Raw genomic sequence first — 16,524 nt, forward strand, 5'->3', positions numbered from 1 at the left:
CGGAGGAATGATACATGGCTGCTAATATGAAGGCTGTGAAGCTCCGGATAAAAAGCGTACAGAGCACCATGCAGATCACAAAGGCGATGCAGCTGGTTGCAGCAAGTAAGCTGAGAAAAGCTAAGGAGAAGGCAGATAATTCCAAGCCCTACCTTGGAACCTTGCTGGACACCTTAAGAGACATCGCTGACGGTAACCATGATTTCCAGTCACCTTATACCAAGGTGGGAACCAATGATAAATGGTTATACGTTGTAATCGCAGGTGACAGAGGACTTGCAGGAGGATACAACTCCAACCTGTTTAAGTTCATGGAAAGCGAGATAAAGGGACGCGACATCGAGGTATTTCCCATTGGTAAAAAATCAGTGGAATACTTCAAACACAGAAATGTTCCGATCTTCACTGAGGAATTTTCAGAGGTTGCCAAGGTAACCATTTCTGACTGCTTCTCAGTGGCAAATCTTTTATGTAAAGCATATAAAGAAGAAAAATTCGGACATATTTTCCTGTGCTATACGGATTTCATATCCATGATGTCACAGGTACCAAAGGCCAGTCCGATACTGCCGCTTTCAGACCTTAAGATTGAGGGTGATGAACCTAAAAAGTCGAAATCCCTGATTCTGTACGAACCGGATAGTGAGACTGTTTTCAATACAGTTGTTCCGGAGTATTTGGCGGGAGTGCTTTATTCGAGTATCAATATCTCTGTTGCGAGTGAACTTGCAGCGAGAAGAACTGCGATGGAAGCAGCTACCGACAACGCAGAAGAAATGATAGAAACACTTAGTTTGTACTATAACAGAGCACGACAGGCAAGCATCACGCAGGAAATCACGGAGATCGTTGCCGGTGCCGAAGAGCCGTAAAGGAGAAAACTCACAATGAGTGAAAAACATGTTGGAAAGGTAATACAGGTAACAGGACCTGTCCTTGACATTCGTTTTGGCGAGGGTGAGCTGCCGGATCTGCATAGTGCTATTGAAATTCAGAATGGAGATACAACTCTTGTTGCTGAGGTAGCACAGCAGATAGGTGATGATGTAGTTCGTTGTATTGCAATGAGCTCCACGGACGGACTTGTTCGTGGAACCGACGCTGTTGATACAGCGAATCCTATATCTGTTCCGGTAGGTGATGAATGCCTCGGACGAATTTTCAATCTTCTCGGTGAGCCGGTTGATAATCAACCTGCACCGCAGACTCAGGAGAGATGGCCTATTCACAGACCAGCTCCCTCCTTTGAGGATCAGGTTCCTGCAACTGAGATTTTTGAGACAGGTATCAAAGTAGTAGATTTAATCTGCCCTTATGCTAAGGGTGGTAAGATTGGTCTGTTCGGTGGTGCGGGAGTTGGAAAAACTGTCCTCATCATGGAACTTATCAATAACGTAGCGAAGGCACACGGTGGTATTTCAGTATTCACCGGTGTTGGAGAGCGTACACGTGAAGGTAATGACCTTTACGGAGAAATGAAGGAAAGTGGAGTTATCAACAAGACTGCACTGGTTTACGGACAAATGAACGAGCCTCCGGGAGCACGTATGAGAGTTGCTCTTTCCGGACTGACAATGGCTGAGTATTATCGTGATGTAAAGAATCAGGACGTGCTTCTTTTCATCGATAATATCTTCCGTTTCACACAGGCCGGTTCAGAGGTTTCAGCGCTGCTTGGACGTATGCCTTCAGCCGTTGGTTATCAGCCCACACTGGCAACAGAAATGGGTGCTTTGCAGGAGCGTATCACTTCTACAAAGAAGGGTTCCATCACATCAGTTCAGGCCGTATACGTGCCTGCCGATGACCTTACGGACCCTGCACCTGCAACCACTTTCACACACTTGGACGCTACAACCGTTTTGTCCCGTGATATTGCTTCTAAGGGTATTTACCCTGCAGTTGATCCGCTTGATTCAACCAGCCGTATCCTTTCTCCCGACATAGTTGGAAAAGAACACTATGAGGTAGCAAAGGGTGTGCAGCAGGTTCTTCAGAGATACCGCGAGCTGCAGGATATTATCGCGATCATGGGTATGGATGAGTTGTCTGATGAGGATAAGCAGACAGTATTCAGAGCACGTAAGGTTCAGAACTTCCTGTCACAGAGCTTCTCAGTTGCTGAGCAGTTCACAGGACTTCCGGGCAAATACGTTCCGCTTAAGGAGACTATCCGCGGATTCAAGATGATCCTTGACGGTGAATGTGACGATCTTCCTGAGTCAGCATTCCTGCTTGTTGGAACAATTGACGAAGTGTTCGAAAAAGCTAAGAAGAATTCATAAAATATAGCCTTCTCCATTTAATGGAGAAGATATCTGCAAAGCAGAAGGATACTAATATTCTAGCCTTCTCCTTTTAAGGAGAAGGTGTCTGCGAAGCAGACGGATGAGGTAAAATATGGCTACTTATCATTTACAGGTCGTATCCCTGGATGGAATGGAATATGAGGGCGAGGTTGAGAAGATCATGCTCCGTACTGTAGATGGCGATGTTGAGATTCTTGCAAGACATACCAACTACTGCACAGGAATAGGCATGGGAACAGCTCATGTAACCTTAGCCGATGGCAAAGAACGCAGAGCTGCCTGCATTGGTGGAATGCTTTCTGTCATGGACGGCATGGTCCGCGTACTTCCAACTACATGGGAGTGGAGCGACGAGATAGATGTGGAACGTGCGCGTTCAGCAAAAGCAAGAGCCGAAGAGAGGCTTAAGGATGCGCAGCTCACCAAGGAAGCCAGAGTCCGCGCTGAAGCCAAGCTTTATCGTGCACTTGTGCGCCTTGGTTCCGCACAGTGATGAAATGACGGTCCTGTGATTTTGTTGGTGAAACACCTGACATATCAGTTATGACCGCAACTTTAGACATTATGAGGCGCTGTGGTTTGCCTATACGGCTTGCTGCAGCGCTTTTGTTGTATCAGGCATGAATTAAGAACTAAAGAGAATAAATTAATGATTAAAATAATAAAGGCCAGGAAAGGCTTCTATCACGAGTTATTCGTACTCGTGATTCCGATAGTAATACAGAATCTGATAGCATCTGCTGTAATCATGGCAGATGTAGTTATGCTGGGAAGAGTTGATCAGACCTCAATTTCAGCGTCAAGTCTTGCGGGACAGGTAATGTTCCTTCTAAATGTAGTATTCTTTGGGCTGAATTCTGCGCTGACAATTCTTGCAGCCCAGTATTGGGGAAAAAGAGATACAAAGACTATATCCAAAATCCTTGGAATAGGGCTCATAATCTCGCTTGTGATAACGGTATCACTGGCACTTGCAGCATTTTTCTTCCCTCATTACGTTATAAGGGTTTGGACAAATGTGCCGGAGCTTATAGATGCAGGTGCGGTCTATCTAAGATATGTTGCGCCGTCATATATATTCCTTGGAATAGCGCAGCCTTATCTTACTATTCTGAAAAGCTGCGAGAGAGTAATGTTTTCAACCACACTCTCTGCGTCGACTCTTGTGCTGAATGTTATCCTCAATGCACTTTTGATATTCGGTCTTGGACCGTTTCCTGAGATGGGCATTGCAGGCGCAGCTCTTGCAACGACCATTTGCTGGGCTTACGGAGTAGCCGTATGTATTATTGATTTTTGCAGACAAAAGATACTTCCAAAGAATATCATCGATATGTTCAGGATACCAAGGGAACTGGTTTCCGATTTTGCAAAGTACTCACTTCCTGCATTTATAAATGATGCTATGTGGGGACTTGCCTTTAACATGAATTCAATCATCATGGGACATCTGGGCTCTGACATAGTTGCAGCTAACTCAGTTGTGTCGGTAGCCAGAGATCTGGTGACTGTTGTGGGTTTTGGAATTTCCGCAGCAGCATCCATCATGCTTGGAAAAGAGATTGGAGAAAACAGGCTGGAGGATGCCGTAAAAGATGCTTCATCAATAATGAAAGTAGCAGTCCTGTCAGGAATAATATCAGGATTTGCCTTATTTGCTATTAGCCCCGTTGTTCCGGGACTTGTGAAAATATCCGCAACTGCAGCGCATTATCTTAGAATAATGTTATACATAAATGTCTTTTATCAGATGGGACAGATCGTAAATACTGTGCTTATCGCATCCCTGTTCAGATGCGGCGGCGATTCAAAATATGGAATGGTACTTGATATAGCGTGTATGTGGGGCTTTGCAGTACCTCTTGGACTTATAAGTGCATTTGTACTTAAGCTGCCTCCTATAATAGTTTATGCTCTGATGTGTACAGACGAATTTGCTAAGATGCCCTTTGCTATCCGGCATTATATGAGCAAGAAATGGATCAGAAATATTACAAGAGAAATTAATTAAATCGTATTTCAAGTTGACGATATGGCATTAAGATTTTATGATTAAATAGTCTATGTTGTAGACAAGAAAAGTTTAAGGGGAAACAAATGAAAAAGGGGAAAAGTCTAGTTATTTCTATCACAGCAATGCTGTGTCTGTTTTTTGTGGTTTTTGGCATGAAAACCACTGCTCATGCAAAAACCGGTGATCTGTATGAAGGAAACAAATTCAATGATACTATCAAAGAGTTTAATAACGAGAAAGTTGACTGGTTAACTGAAGATAAAGTCATTACAAAGATAGTATTTGCCAAAACTTCTGCTGTATCAACAAAAAACCTTGCGAGCAAAGTAGTAGGAGACGGCGTAACAGCATATTATAATGCAACCACAAAAACCTTATATATCTGCTCTGACGAGAAAATAAGATTCAACTTTTCTTGTTCTGATATGTTTTTTAATATGCAGGCACTAGAATCTATTGATTTCGGAAAAGACATCATAGATACGTCTAATATGGTAATTGCATATCAGATGTTCAGAGATTGTGTGAGCCTTAAAAAGCTTGACCTAAGAGAATTCAGGACACCAAAGCTCAAAGACATGAGTACGATGTTTCACTGTTGCATAAGCCTTGAAGAATTAAATCTCAGCAGCTTTGACACTTCAAAGGTTACCAATATGCACAGTACTTTCATGACGCTTTCCAGTATAAGGAGATTAGATCTTGGCAATTTTGATACATCAAATGTAACATCGATGACTCAGCTGTTTACATATGACTCTAATCTGGAAAGCCTTGACCTTTCAGGATTTGATACATCCAATGTAGATAATATGTACAGGATGTTCTGTTTATGCAGCAGCTTGAAATCAATAAATTTTGGTGAAAAGTTTAATACCGCAAAAGTCAAAAATTTCAATGAAATGTTCAACGCATGCATGGACTTGGAATACCTGAATCTCAGCACCTTTGATTTTTCATCGGTTGATTATAAGGATGCAAAAGGCTTCATAGTCGGTTGCAGCTCACTTGAGTGTATAGATGCTCCCCATGTATTACCTGCTGATTTTAACTATCGCTCAGAATACTTTTGGGGGTCGCTTTCGGATCTTGGAGAAGTTGCACTTGATAACAATAAGGACGGCGTTCCCGATGACAATAGAAGGTTCAACTGTTTCCTTGCAGCCAATGAAAGTAACAGATATCTTTTTGTAAAGCAGTTAGGAAAGCCCAAAAAGGAAGAGAAAAATACTCCTGAAGAAGATGACAGCAATATGGGCGATGAAAAGCAGCTTCAGGTAAAAAATAAAACTTCGGCAAGCACAGGCAGTAAAAACTCTGCCAAGCTGCCCATGAAAATAACCATCGACAAAATAACCTATAGGATAGGAGTAGATGGTAAGGCAGAAGTAATCAAGATCGGAGCTACGAAAAAAGCAAGGATCAATTTCATTCAAGTGGACGGAGTGGCTTATCCTGTTGTTAAAATTGCAAATAATGCCTGCAAGTCCAATAAAGTCATAAAGGAAGTTTCTCTTGGTAAATGCATAAAGCTTATCGGCAAAAATGCATTTTGGAAATGTAAAAACCTTAAGAAGGTTAACATCTATGCAAATAAGGACCTGAAGGTTCAGAAGAATGCATTCAAGAACCTGCCGAAAAAAGCAAGGATCAAGGTTAAGGGAGTTAAAGGCAAAACCAGAGATAAGATAAAAAAGGCAATTAAAAAGCAGACAAATGCAAATGTAATGTAAATAAATATACGGCAGCACATAGCCCTCGCAACTTTGCGGGGGCTATTGTTATCTTTGTATAAAAAATGCCCCATGATATTTGTAGAATAATGATAATTGAAGAAATGTGGTATTTAACCTATAATGTGTGTACGTTCACGGAAAAGCGAAATGCGCTGTTTTCATGGTGCATTGGCTTTAACATCAGTAACAATCAACATTTCACAAATAAAAAAGTAAAGCGGGGTAGGAAAGATGGTAATTAAAAGCGTTACAGACAAAGAATTCAAAGAATACGGCAGAGTAGTGGAAGGATACAGTGTAGCTGAGATCCTTAAGGCACTTGAGAACGACACACCCTGCCCGGATGACGTTGTTTACGTAGCAGAAGAGCCTAAGCTGATGGCAACTGCTGATACTAAGGATCTTGGCACAAGCCTTTTTGGCGGCATGCCTTTCCAGTTCGGATACTGCAACGGTCACAACACAAAGATGAACTGCATGGAGTATCACAGAGACAGCGAGTTTAACCTTGGTACAGAGGATTTCATCCTTCTTCTTGCAAAGCTCAGCGACATCGAAGACGGCAAGCTTGATTCTTCCAAGGTAGTAGCATTCAAGTGCCCTAAGGGCGTACTCGTTGAGGTTTATGCTTCAACTCTTCACTATGCTCCCTGCCATGCAGATGCTTCTAAGGGCTTCAAGGTACTTATCGCACTTCCTAAGGGAACAAACGTAGGAACCACACAGACAGCAGGCAAGAACCTTGATGACAGAACACTTTTCGCTACAAACAAGTGGCTTCTTGCACACAAGGACGCATCAGAGATCGCAGACGGCGCATACGAAGGCATCACAGGCGAGAACATTGATATTGCAGGTCTTATCTGATCACTGAAAAAATAAAAGCTTCCCGGGTGGGAGGTGTCACGAAGTGACAGATGAGAGGTAATGATGGCAACTATAACAGAAATTGCTGAACTTGCCGGTGTATCAATAGGTACTGTTGACAGGGTTTTGCACAACAGAGGCTACGTGAAGGCTGAGACCAGAGAGCGTGTCGAGAAAGCCTGTGAAGAATTGCAATATGAACCCAACAGGGTGGCACAGGGTCTGGCGGTCAGGAAAAAGAAGCTTAAGTTTCTTTTCATGATTCCCAAGACCCAGTACAGCCCATTTTTTATACCGGTCAGAGAAAGCGCAGAGAAAAAAGCTAAATCTCTTGAGGCATACGCTGCAACCACGGATATCATCGAATATCCCGACAGCACAGCTGAGGAAGCAGAGCTTATAAAGACTCTGAAAAAGAGTATAGGCGAATATGACGGAGTATGCATTACAGGAACGGTTTCGCCAATAAACGATCTTATCATCGCAGAGCAGAAAAAGCGTAATATTCCGCTTGTTTTCTACAACAGCAGACTGGACGGCGTTGAGCATCTTGCTTATGTGGGATGCGACTATATAGCTTCCGGAAGACTGGCAGCAGGACTTACTGCCATGGCTGGAGGCGATGATGCGAAGATCTGCTTTTTCACAGAGTATGACAGCATAAAAGAGAGTGCTACAGAGCGTATCAGAGGCTTCTCAAACGAGATGAGCTCCAGATATCCTGACATGGAGCTTCTTGGAAGATGGAGCATATCCCTGGACAGAGAAGAGAATAAGCGCTCGGTAAAAGAGATGTTTGTTAAGTATCCTGAGACCAATGTGGTCTATGTCATAAATCCCAGAGATTATGACATCTGCAGACTCATAGCCGCAGAGGATACAGATCATAAGATAAGGATAATCACCAATGACCTTGTAGCGGTGCAGTATGAAATGTTCCATAAGGGACTTATAACCGCGACAATCTGCCAGGAACCGGAGAAACAGGGAAAGCTTTCCCTTGAGATACTCTTTAATTATCTGGCGTACGGCACAGTGCCCAAGAAGGTGAATTATACTGAGCTCAGCATACATATAGAACAGAATTTATAGAACCTCATCCGGGGCTTCGCACCACCTTCCCCTAAAAGGGGAAGGCATAAAGCCTTTTTCTATTTTGGGAAAGGCATAAAGGCTTCTTCCCTGTATGGAAAGTCATAAAGCCTTCTCCCCTTTGGGGAGAAGGTGTCAGCGAAGCTGACGGATGAGGGGACATAGTTACCATATTTTGTCTCTTAAATATGTGAAATATGTCGTGTTGACAAAGCAGGCTCCAAAACTTATGATTTAGTAGATGTGTGAACGTACACACATTTTTTGAAAAAGTTACTTTTTCGCAGTTTTTATAAAACTGCAGAGCAATAAAACAATTCAAAAAAGGGTAGGAGGATAAAAGAATGAATAACATGCCCCAGGCTAAAATTGGTATCGTTGCAGTCAGCCGTGACTGTTTCCCGGCATCACTTGCAATCAATCGTAGAAAGGCACTTGTAGAGAGCTACACAAAGCTCTATAACAAGGATGATATTTATGAGTGCCCTGTTTGTATCATCGAGAGCGAGACTCAGACACTTGAGGCTATTGAGGATGTAAAGAAGGCTGGATGTAACGCACTTTGCGTATATCTTGGTAACTTCGGTCCTGAGATTTCAGAGACACTTCTCGCTGAGAAGTTTGGTGGTCCTGTAATGTTCTGCGCAGCTGCAGAGGAGTCACAGAATGACCTTATCGATGGTAGAGGAGATGCTTACTGCGGAATGCTTAACGCAAGCTACAACCTTCACCTTCGTAACGTAAAGGCATATATTCCTGAGTATCCTGTAGGAACAGCTGATGAGTGCGCTAAGATGATCAACGAGTTCGTTCCGATCGCAAGAGCACTTTATGGTCTTTCAGAGCTCAAGGTTATCAGCTTCGGTCCTCGTCCGATGAACTTCCTTGCTTGTAACGCTCCTATTCAGCAGATCTACAACATGGGTGCTGAAATTGAAGAGAACTCAGAGCTTGATCTTTTCGAGAGCTTCAACAAGCATGCCGGTGACGCTAGAATCGCTGACGTTGTTGCAGACATGGAGAAGGATCTTGGCGCAGGCAACAAGAAGCCTGAAATCCTTTCTAAGCTTGCTCAGTATGAGCTTACACTTCTTGACTGGATCGAGGAGCACAGAGGCGGTAAGAAGTATGTATGTATCGCTGGTAAGTGCTGGCCTGCATTCCAGACACAGTTTGGTTTCGTTCCCTGCTATGTAAACAGCCGTCTTACAGGCCGTGGAATTCCGGTATCATGTGAGGTTGATATCTATGGTGCAATCTCAGAGTTCATCGGAACATGCATCTCCGGCGACGCTGTTACACTTCTTGATATCAACAACTCTGTACCTGCTGATATGTACGAAGAGTCCATCAAGGGCAAGTTCGACTACAAGCACACAGATACATTCATGGGCTTCCACTGCGGAAACACATGCACAAGCAAGCTTTCAAGCTGCGAGATGAAGTTCCAGAGAATCATGGCTAGAAACCTTCCTGAGGAAGTTACACAGGGAACACTTGAAGGCGACATCATGCCTGGTGATATCACATTCTACAGACTGCAGAGCACATCTGATAACCACCTTAAGGCATACGTTGCACAGGGTGAGGTTCTTAACGTACCTACAAGATCATTCGGTGGTATCGGTGTATTCGCTATTCCTGAGATGGGAAGATTCTACAGACACATCCTTATCCAGCACAACTTCCCTCATCACGGAGCAGTTGCTTTCGGTCACTTCGGAAAGGCACTCTTCGAGGTATTCAAGTATGTTGGAGCAGAAGTAATCGGCTACAACCAGCCTGCATCACTTCCTTATCCTACAGAGAATCCTTTCGCTTAATTGCAGGGTAAGAATAATCTTTCTATAAAGCTTAATGAAGCACCTCTCGAAACGGTATATCCTTTCGGGAGGTGTTTTTTCTTATGTATAACTTTATAAGTTGTATACAATATAGTTTGCGTTGTGGTAGAATCGAAGGAACATGAAACAGCGGTAGTGTCAAATGATTTATGGAAGGTCGGTCAATCATTAGCTGCTTTTTAGTTTTTTACAGTTGCTGTTTTGAATTACGTGGGTATCGTGAAAAACAATATTTATCCACGTAAGAAAATCAGGAAATGGTGAAGTGGATTACGGGGATGAATGGGAAAATGTGATTTATCCACGTAAGATTGGCGGAAAAACGGCTCAGGATTACGGGGGTGCTTAGAGAAATGAGATTCATCCACGTAAGAATGGCGGAAAAATGGCTAAAAATTACGGGGATGAAAAAAGAAAAACAATATTCTCCCCGTAATAAAACAGTGAGAGGAGCAGATTATGAAAATAGTAGCGGCAGAAATAGACAGCGTCGGAAATGACATTGATTACAGCGAACTGGAAGGCCTTGGGGATGTGACCTTTTATAAGGATAAGATAACACCGGAGAATGCGGCGGAGCGCCTTACTGGGATAGAAATCCTTTGCATCAATAAGTCTAAGATAACCCCTGAGATATTAGATAAAGCGCCGGACTTAAAGCTTATATGCGAGTTTGCTACAGGCTTTGACAATGTGGATATAAAGGCTTGTTCAGAAAGAGGAATAAAGGTTGCTAACGTTGCAGGCTACTCTACAATGTCAGTTGCACAGCATACCTTTGCGCTCCTTTTATATATCATGGAATCCTTGAAAGAATATGATGAGTTTGTAAAAAGCGGAGAGTTTGCAGCTCAGGAACATTTCTGCAAACTGGATGTTCCTTTTCATGAAATCGATGGTCTCACCTGGGGCATCATCGGTATGGGTAACATCGGAAGTAAGGTGGCCCAGATAGCTACTGCATTTGGAGCAAAGGTAATTTTCTATTCCGCATCCGGAAGATGTGAGCACACAGAGAAAGACGCTCAGTATGAGATGGTCAGCTTTGATGAACTGCTTAAGAGAAGCGATATACTTTCTCTTCACTGTCCTCTTACAGACAATACCAGAAATATCATCGACAAGGCTGCCCTTCAAAAAATGAAAAAGTCAGCCATTCTCATAAATGTTGCTAGAGGCCCGGTCGTTAATGAAGAGGATCTTACTGAAGCGCTTCTTACAGGCGAAATCGCTGCTGCAGGTCTTGATGTTCTTACCGTGGAACCCATGAGAAAAGACAGTTCTTTCCTTCAGATTCAGGACAGCAAAAAGCTTTTCATTACTCCTCACATGGCATGGGCCAGCGTAGAAGCCAGAAGCAGATGCGTCAATGAAGTTGCAAAAAATATTGTGGCTTTTAGAAACGGCGAAGAGAGAAATATTGTTAATTAAAATCTTTTGCTTACAGTAAACAAGTATAAAAAAATCTCCTGTAGAGGTCATTTAATATGACATTCTACAGGAGTTTTTCAATGCAAATTTTTATTTAGGGTTATTTGGTTGCCATTTTGGAAGTAATCAGTGCATCAGCTTCTCCCTCTGAATAATCATAATTCTCCATGAGCTCCTCTTTTATGGAATCAGGTGAATCATTATGTTTGACAGCATAGGAAACGAACTTTTCTGCATCTTCTTTTAATACCTTGGCTCTGACTTCTGCCTGCCATTCTCTTTTCATGACAATCTCTCTATCCCAGGCTTTCATATAGTGTGAACTCACCTCCGATCTGCTTTTGACTTCAGATACTATGTTATCAAGTGAAATTACTCTCTCGTTATGATCTGATGGTAGTGTTCCATCTACTATGTATTTTAGCATTTCCTCTAAGGCTTTTCCATAAGTCTGATCCTTGGTTATGACATTGTTGTTACCGTAAGCATAGAGAAAAATGTTAAGTCGTCCATCCTCATATTCTTTGTGGGGATGTGTCTTCAAATGCATTTTGGCAGCATAGTACATATCACCTGCAAGGAATGGATCATAGGACAAAATGGTCACAGAAACATAATCAGGAAGTTCTCTGTAGTCTGTACTTGAAGGAAGAGTGCGTTCATCCGACAAGGCAGAGTAATATCGCTGTCTTCTCGGAAGCGATAATCTATCGCTCTCTCGATCCTCAATTTCGAGATCATAAATTGTGACACTAAGATCGGATGATTCAGGTACAGGTTTTATCTGAGCATCAAATCGTATGCCGTGCAATCCCCAATCAATTCCAAGAAAAGTTTTTTGAGGTGTAACTTCGATGTCGGAAATCTCTTGGCCAAGTACCGTTGACAGTATGATTCCGGCAACGGTTTTAGCTCGTTCATTGTCCTCCATTACACTGTCAAAGAGGAAACCGTTAATGAGATTCATAGATCGAACAGCCTTCTGGGCCTCTTCAAGAGTGATGCGACGCAAGAGCGCCGTTTTGTTGTTTTTCATAGAATTCCTTTCTATACATGCTTCTCCGGGCTTGTAAAAAGGAAAGTGAAATCATATGGAGGATAATTTAGCAGATTAAGAAGGTGCAGTCAATAAAAAAGCGTTTTTACAGGAATGGGATAATCATTCGTGTAAAAACGCATCAATCACAGTGTTGACAGCCTTCTTTTGGGAATCTGTCAGTACAAGATATTTAGAATTTAAGTCGGCCAGTTCTTCAGTAATCTGACCCTTTTCTAGCTGTTCTGAATCGCTGAAAAACTCAGCAAGGGTAATGCCAAAAACATCACACATGAGCTCAATTTTATCAAGACCGGGATATCTGTTATAGGAATACCAGGTAACAAAAGTGGTTTGAGGAATGCCGGTCAATTTGGCGAGTTTGTATACACTCATACCACGTGCTTCTCGAAGTTCCAAAATTCTGCCAAGGGCATCGAACATAGAAAAACCTCCCAATAGGTTTGTTTGCAAATATATTGTGCGATATTAAATATAACAATATCATTTCGCTTTTGCGATAGCATTTTGTATTGTTTACGGGAATTATCACGAATTTAAAAGTTGTGATATTAGAATTTTAATACGCAAATGAGATATGAATAATTCGCAATGAAGTAGATGTACATTTCAGATACGAATCAATCATAAGGATTAGAATTGCTGCAAAATCACTTTACGGAAGGGGCGGACAGATTTGTCCGTCCTTTCTATTTACAAAAGTATATAAAAATATATAATAGTATTCAATAAGTATATAATAATATATAAAAGTATTGCATGATATGGGCGGAGTTGCAGGAACTCAATGCAATACGGGAGGTTTAAATGTCAGCAGTTTGCCGCAGAACAGTCATTGATTATTATGCATTGCCGGGTGAGATCAGGACAGAACTTATCGACGGTGATTTTTATGAGGTTCCAAGGAGAGGAACACTGCATCAGGATATTGCATCATATCTTCATATCATAATAGGAAGATATATTTTCGAGCAGGGACTTGATATGAAATTATACGAGGGATCGGTAAGCGTCATGGTGGCATGTGATGACTACAATATGGTAGAGCCGGACCTGATGATAGTATCCGATAAGAGCATGATAGGCGGCTTGGAGATATATGGTGCACCGGATTTTATAGCAGAGATTGTATCTGATGCTACCAGAAACAGGGATCTTATTTCCAAGGTAAAGTTATATAGGGATTCCGGTGTAAAGGAGTATTGGGCAATAGATCCGGCAGCAGGGAATTTATATAAATATATATTTATGGAAGGGACTGATAAGCCGAGGGTTTGTGACTTTTATAGTTTTATGCCGGTAAGTATATTTGATGACAGGTTTATGGTGGATCTTTCAAAAATAAGGGATATCATTGAAGAACATAACAGGATTCCTGTTTAATGATAGCTTTTATCGGCATCTTTATTATAAAACATGGTGATTAGGGCAAAAATACATATTTTTAAAGACTTTTTTAATTATTCATTTGTTTTTACTTATTCTGTGAGATATCATATAATAGGTTTTCAAATAGAAATAACACTCTACAGATATACTTATATAGATAGGGCATAACCTTAGCCTGTAGACTGTAATAAGTAAAAGGAGAAAAAATATGACTTTAGAAGAAGCAAAAAAGAAGCTGGAAGCGAACGGACAGATGCATGTCCTTAAGTACTATGACGAGCTTTCAGGCTCAGAGCAGGAAGCTCTGCTCCAGCAGATCGATGAGACAGATTTCGAGGTCCTTAAGAATGCCAAGAATCTTGGTAAGGGCTCAGTGAGAGGTAAATTCGAGCCTCTTGCATGCATGCAGCTCTCAGAGATCGAGAAGAGAAAAGATGAGTTTAACGCTATCGGTACAGAGGCTATCAAACAGGGTAAAGTTGCAGCATGCCTTCTTGCCGGCGGTATGGGAACAAGACTTGGTTCTGATGACCCCAAGGGAATGTACAACATCGGACTTACCAAGGAAGTATTCATTTTCCAGCGTATCATCGAGAATCTTAAGGATGTTGTTGATGCAACAGGTACATGGATTCATCTTTTCATCATGACAAGTGAGAAGAACCACGAGAAGACAGTTAAGTTCCTCACTGAGAAGAACTTCTTTGGATATAATGCAGAAAAGGTTACCTTCTTCAAGCAGGATATGGCTCCTGCATCAGATTATGAAGGTAAGGTATATATGGAAGAGAAGGGACGTATCTCCACATCTCCTAACGGAAATGCAGGATGGTTTTCTTCTATGATAAAGGCTGGTCTTGATAAGACTCTTCATGCTGAGGGCATTGAGTGGGTTAATATCTTCGCAGTTGATAACGTACTTCAGAGAATATGCGATCCCTGCTTCGTTGGTGCTACAATCGCACAGAAGGCAGAGGTTGGTGCTAAGGTTGTTAAGAAGAACGCTCCCGATGAGGGTGTTGGTGTTATGTGTCTTGAGGATGGCAGACCTTCCATCGTTGAGTACTATGAGCTTACTCAGGAGATGATGGATGCTAAGGACGAGGCAGGAGAGCCTGCTTACAACTATGGTGTTATCCTTAACTACCTCTTCAACGTACCTGCACTTGAGCGTATTGCCAAGAACGAGCTTCCTCTTCACGTAGTTGAGAAGAAGATTCCTTATATAAATGAGAACGGAGAGCTTATTAAGCCCGAGACTCCTAACGGATGCAAGTTTGAGCAGCTGGTTCTTGATATGATCCACGAGCTTGCAAGCTGTGTTCCTTACGAGGTTGTTCGTGAGTATGAGTTCGCGCCTATCAAGAACAAGACTGGTAAGGATTCAGTTGAGTCTGCAAGAGAGCTCTGCAAGAAGAACGGAATTGAACTTTAATTGAGGGTATTTTGGGAGGACAAAGAATGGCTATTTTAGTAACAGGTGGTGCCGGATACATTGGCAGCCACACAGTAGTAGAACTTCAGAATGCTGGATATGATGTAGTAGTAATGGATAACCTCGCTAACGCAAGTGAGAAGGTTCTTGGCCGTGTTGAGGCTATCACAGGCAAGAAGGTTCCTTTCTACAAGGCAGATATCCGCGACAGAGAAGGCCTTGAGGAGATCTTTACAAAGGAAAAGATTGACAGCGTTATTCATTTTGCAGGCCTTAAGGCTGTTGGTGAGTCAGTTCAGAAGCCTTGGGAGTACTATGATAACAACATCACAGGAACACTTACTCTTGTTGATGTAATGAGAAAGCATGGATGCAAGAATATCATTTTCTCATCATCTGCAACAGTATATGGTAATCCTGCATTTATTCCGATCACTGAGGAGTGCCCTAAGGGACAGTGCACCAATCCTTATGGTTGGACCAAGTCAATGCTTGAGCAGGTTCTTACAGATATTCAGTTTGCTGATAAGGAGTGGAATGTAGTTCTTCTTAGATACTTCAATCCTATCGGAGCTCACAAGAGCGGTACTATAGGTGAGAACCCCAATGGTATCCCCAACAACCTTATGCCTTACATCACACAGGTTGCTGTCGGAAGACTTCCTAAGCTCAACGTATTTGGTAATGACTACGATACACCCGATGGAACAGGTGTCCGCGATTACATTCACGTAGTAGACCTTGCTGTTGGTCACGTTAAGGCTCTTAAGAAGCTTGAGCCCGGGAGCGGACTTAACATCTATAACCTTGGAACAGGCGTAGGCTACAGCGTTCTTGATATCGTTAAGAATTTCGAGGAAGCTAACGGCGTTAAGATTCCTTACGAGATTCAGCCCAGACGTGCAGGAGATATCGCTACATGCTACTCAAATGCAGATAAGGCTGAAAAAGAGCTCGGCTGGAAGGCAGAGAACGGAATCCGTGAGATGTGTGAAGATTCCTGGAGATGGCAGAGCCAGAATCCCAACGGATATGAGGAATAATTGTAACCTATGTTTAGATTATGGATCAGACTGATTAACGACAATCACCTTATAAAGGATATGACTGTCGAAGATAACACCATGGATACACGGACCCATAAAGTGAAAAATGCTTTGGAGAAAGCCTGCTATGAGTTTGACCTTAGTAAGCCCATATGGCTTAAGTCAACTGTGCATGATTTTCAGCTGCACAGCAAATGCAGATTTACAAAGGATGCATTTATTGAAGAAGTACCCTTTGATTACATGGAGATTCAGGTAATAGAGGAAGATGACTTCTATTATTGATATCGCAGAATAACGCATA

15 protein-coding genes are annotated in these 16,524 nt (G+C 42.2%); 13 read left to right on the forward strand and 2 right to left on the reverse strand.

Annotated elements, in window-relative coordinates; genetic code table 11:
- Positions 1-14: 14 nt before the first annotated feature.
- From atpG to G608_RS0109460, 9 genes are all read left to right on the forward strand, one after another.
- Entirely contained in the window at positions 15-872 is an 858-nt protein-coding gene (atpG, locus tag G608_RS0109420) for an ATP synthase F1 subunit gamma (RefSeq protein ID WP_026495817.1), read from the forward strand.
- Between the two features lie 15 nt (positions 873-887).
- Positions 888-2,285: a F0F1 ATP synthase subunit beta gene (gene atpD, locus G608_RS0109425; RefSeq protein ID WP_026495818.1), complete on the forward strand. Its 1,398-nt coding sequence runs from the start codon at positions 888-890 to the stop codon at positions 2,283-2,285.
- 115 nt (positions 2,286-2,400) lie between these two features.
- A complete protein-coding gene (gene atpC / locus G608_RS0109430) occupies positions 2,401-2,802 on the forward strand; it encodes an ATP synthase F1 subunit epsilon (RefSeq protein ID WP_026495819.1) in 402 nt (133 codons plus the stop codon).
- A gap of 156 nt (positions 2,803-2,958) precedes the next feature.
- The gene (locus tag G608_RS0109435) at positions 2,959-4,320 is read left to right on the forward strand and encodes an MATE family efflux transporter (RefSeq protein ID WP_051209089.1); all 1,362 of its coding nucleotides are present in this window, start codon (positions 2,959-2,961) and stop codon (positions 4,318-4,320) included.
- An 86-nt stretch (positions 4,321-4,406) separates the two neighbouring features.
- The gene (locus G608_RS22430; RefSeq protein ID WP_026495821.1) at positions 4,407-6,056 is read left to right on the forward strand and encodes a BspA family leucine-rich repeat surface protein; all 1,650 of its coding nucleotides are present in this window, start codon (positions 4,407-4,409) and stop codon (positions 6,054-6,056) included.
- Between the two features lie 234 nt (positions 6,057-6,290).
- Positions 6,291-6,926, forward strand: coding sequence for a DUF4867 family protein (locus G608_RS0109445; protein WP_026495822.1), 636 nt, complete (start codon positions 6,291-6,293; stop codon positions 6,924-6,926).
- 63 nt (positions 6,927-6,989) lie between these two features.
- Positions 6,990-8,018, forward strand: coding sequence for a LacI family DNA-binding transcriptional regulator (locus tag G608_RS0109450; RefSeq protein ID WP_026495823.1), 1,029 nt, complete (start codon positions 6,990-6,992; stop codon positions 8,016-8,018).
- A 344-nt stretch (positions 8,019-8,362) separates the two neighbouring features.
- A complete protein-coding gene (locus G608_RS0109455) occupies positions 8,363-9,841 on the forward strand; it encodes an L-fucose/L-arabinose isomerase family protein (RefSeq protein WP_026495824.1) in 1,479 nt (492 codons plus the stop codon).
- 480 nt (positions 9,842-10,321) lie between these two features.
- Positions 10,322-11,293 carry an NAD(P)-dependent oxidoreductase gene (locus G608_RS0109460; protein ID WP_026495825.1) on the forward strand — a complete coding sequence of 324 codons (972 nt, stop codon included), beginning with the start codon at positions 10,322-10,324 and terminating at the stop codon, positions 11,291-11,293.
- Positions 11,294-11,393: 100 nt separating this feature from the next.
- Here G608_RS0109460 and G608_RS0109465 read toward each other — a convergent pair whose 3' ends face one another.
- A complete protein-coding gene (locus G608_RS0109465; RefSeq protein ID WP_155833262.1) occupies positions 11,394-12,329 on the reverse strand; it encodes a hypothetical protein in 936 nt (311 codons plus the stop codon).
- A 123-nt stretch (positions 12,330-12,452) separates the two neighbouring features.
- On the reverse strand, positions 12,453-12,773 hold the full coding sequence (locus G608_RS0109470) for a helix-turn-helix domain-containing protein (RefSeq protein WP_035795232.1): 321 nt from the start codon (positions 12,771-12,773) through the stop codon (positions 12,453-12,455).
- A 384-nt stretch (positions 12,774-13,157) separates the two neighbouring features.
- Between G608_RS0109470 and G608_RS20680 the strand changes: the two genes are divergently transcribed.
- The 4 genes from G608_RS20680 (at position 13,158) to G608_RS0109490 (ending at position 16,505) form a co-directional block, all read left to right on the forward strand.
- Positions 13,158-13,733, forward strand: coding sequence for a Uma2 family endonuclease (locus G608_RS20680; protein WP_051209091.1), 576 nt, complete (start codon positions 13,158-13,160; stop codon positions 13,731-13,733).
- 214 nt (positions 13,734-13,947) lie between these two features.
- Positions 13,948-15,174 carry a UTP--glucose-1-phosphate uridylyltransferase gene (locus G608_RS0109480; RefSeq protein WP_026495828.1) on the forward strand — a complete coding sequence of 409 codons (1,227 nt, stop codon included), beginning with the start codon at positions 13,948-13,950 and terminating at the stop codon, positions 15,172-15,174.
- A 26-nt stretch (positions 15,175-15,200) separates the two neighbouring features.
- Positions 15,201-16,217, forward strand: a complete 1,017-nt coding sequence (gene galE, locus G608_RS0109485; RefSeq protein ID WP_026495829.1) for a UDP-glucose 4-epimerase GalE — start codon at positions 15,201-15,203, stop codon at positions 16,215-16,217.
- 9 nt (positions 16,218-16,226) lie between these two features.
- Complete coding sequence (locus tag G608_RS0109490) at positions 16,227-16,505, forward strand: hypothetical protein (RefSeq protein ID WP_026495830.1); 279 nt, start codon at positions 16,227-16,229, stop codon at positions 16,503-16,505.
- The last annotated feature ends 19 nt before the right edge of the window (positions 16,506-16,524 follow it).

Source organism: Butyrivibrio sp. WCD3002, from assembly GCF_000424265.1.
Lineage (GTDB): Bacteria > Bacillota > Clostridia > Lachnospirales > Lachnospiraceae > Butyrivibrio.

Bases quoted from the DNA above. Each gene is read 5' to 3' on its own strand.
- atpG (WP_026495817.1), top strand. From the start codon at position 15: ATGGCTGCTAATATGAAGGCTGTGAAGCTCCGGATAAAAAGCGTACAG.
- atpD (WP_026495818.1), top strand. From the start codon at position 888: ATGAGTGAAAAACATGTTGGAAAGGTAATACAGGTAACAGGACCTGTC.
- atpC (WP_026495819.1), top strand. From the start codon at position 2,401: ATGGCTACTTATCATTTACAGGTCGTATCCCTGGATGGAATGGAATAT.
- G608_RS0109435 (WP_051209089.1), top strand. From the start codon at position 2,959: ATGATTAAAATAATAAAGGCCAGGAAAGGCTTCTATCACGAGTTATTC.
- G608_RS22430 (WP_026495821.1), top strand. From the start codon at position 4,407: ATGAAAAAGGGGAAAAGTCTAGTTATTTCTATCACAGCAATGCTGTGT.
- G608_RS0109445 (WP_026495822.1), top strand. From the start codon at position 6,291: ATGGTAATTAAAAGCGTTACAGACAAAGAATTCAAAGAATACGGCAGA.
- G608_RS0109450 (WP_026495823.1), top strand. From the start codon at position 6,990: ATGGCAACTATAACAGAAATTGCTGAACTTGCCGGTGTATCAATAGGT.
- G608_RS0109455 (WP_026495824.1), top strand. From the start codon at position 8,363: ATGAATAACATGCCCCAGGCTAAAATTGGTATCGTTGCAGTCAGCCGT.
- G608_RS0109460 (WP_026495825.1), top strand. From the start codon at position 10,322: ATGAAAATAGTAGCGGCAGAAATAGACAGCGTCGGAAATGACATTGAT.
- G608_RS0109465 (WP_155833262.1), bottom strand. From the start codon at position 12,329: ATGAAAAACAACAAAACGGCGCTCTTGCGTCGCATCACTCTTGAAGAG.
- G608_RS0109470 (WP_035795232.1), bottom strand. From the start codon at position 12,773: ATGTTCGATGCCCTTGGCAGAATTTTGGAACTTCGAGAAGCACGTGGT.
- G608_RS20680 (WP_051209091.1), top strand. From the start codon at position 13,158: ATGTCAGCAGTTTGCCGCAGAACAGTCATTGATTATTATGCATTGCCG.
- G608_RS0109480 (WP_026495828.1), top strand. From the start codon at position 13,948: ATGACTTTAGAAGAAGCAAAAAAGAAGCTGGAAGCGAACGGACAGATG.
- galE (WP_026495829.1), top strand. From the start codon at position 15,201: ATGGCTATTTTAGTAACAGGTGGTGCCGGATACATTGGCAGCCACACA.
- G608_RS0109490 (WP_026495830.1), top strand. From the start codon at position 16,227: ATGTTTAGATTATGGATCAGACTGATTAACGACAATCACCTTATAAAG.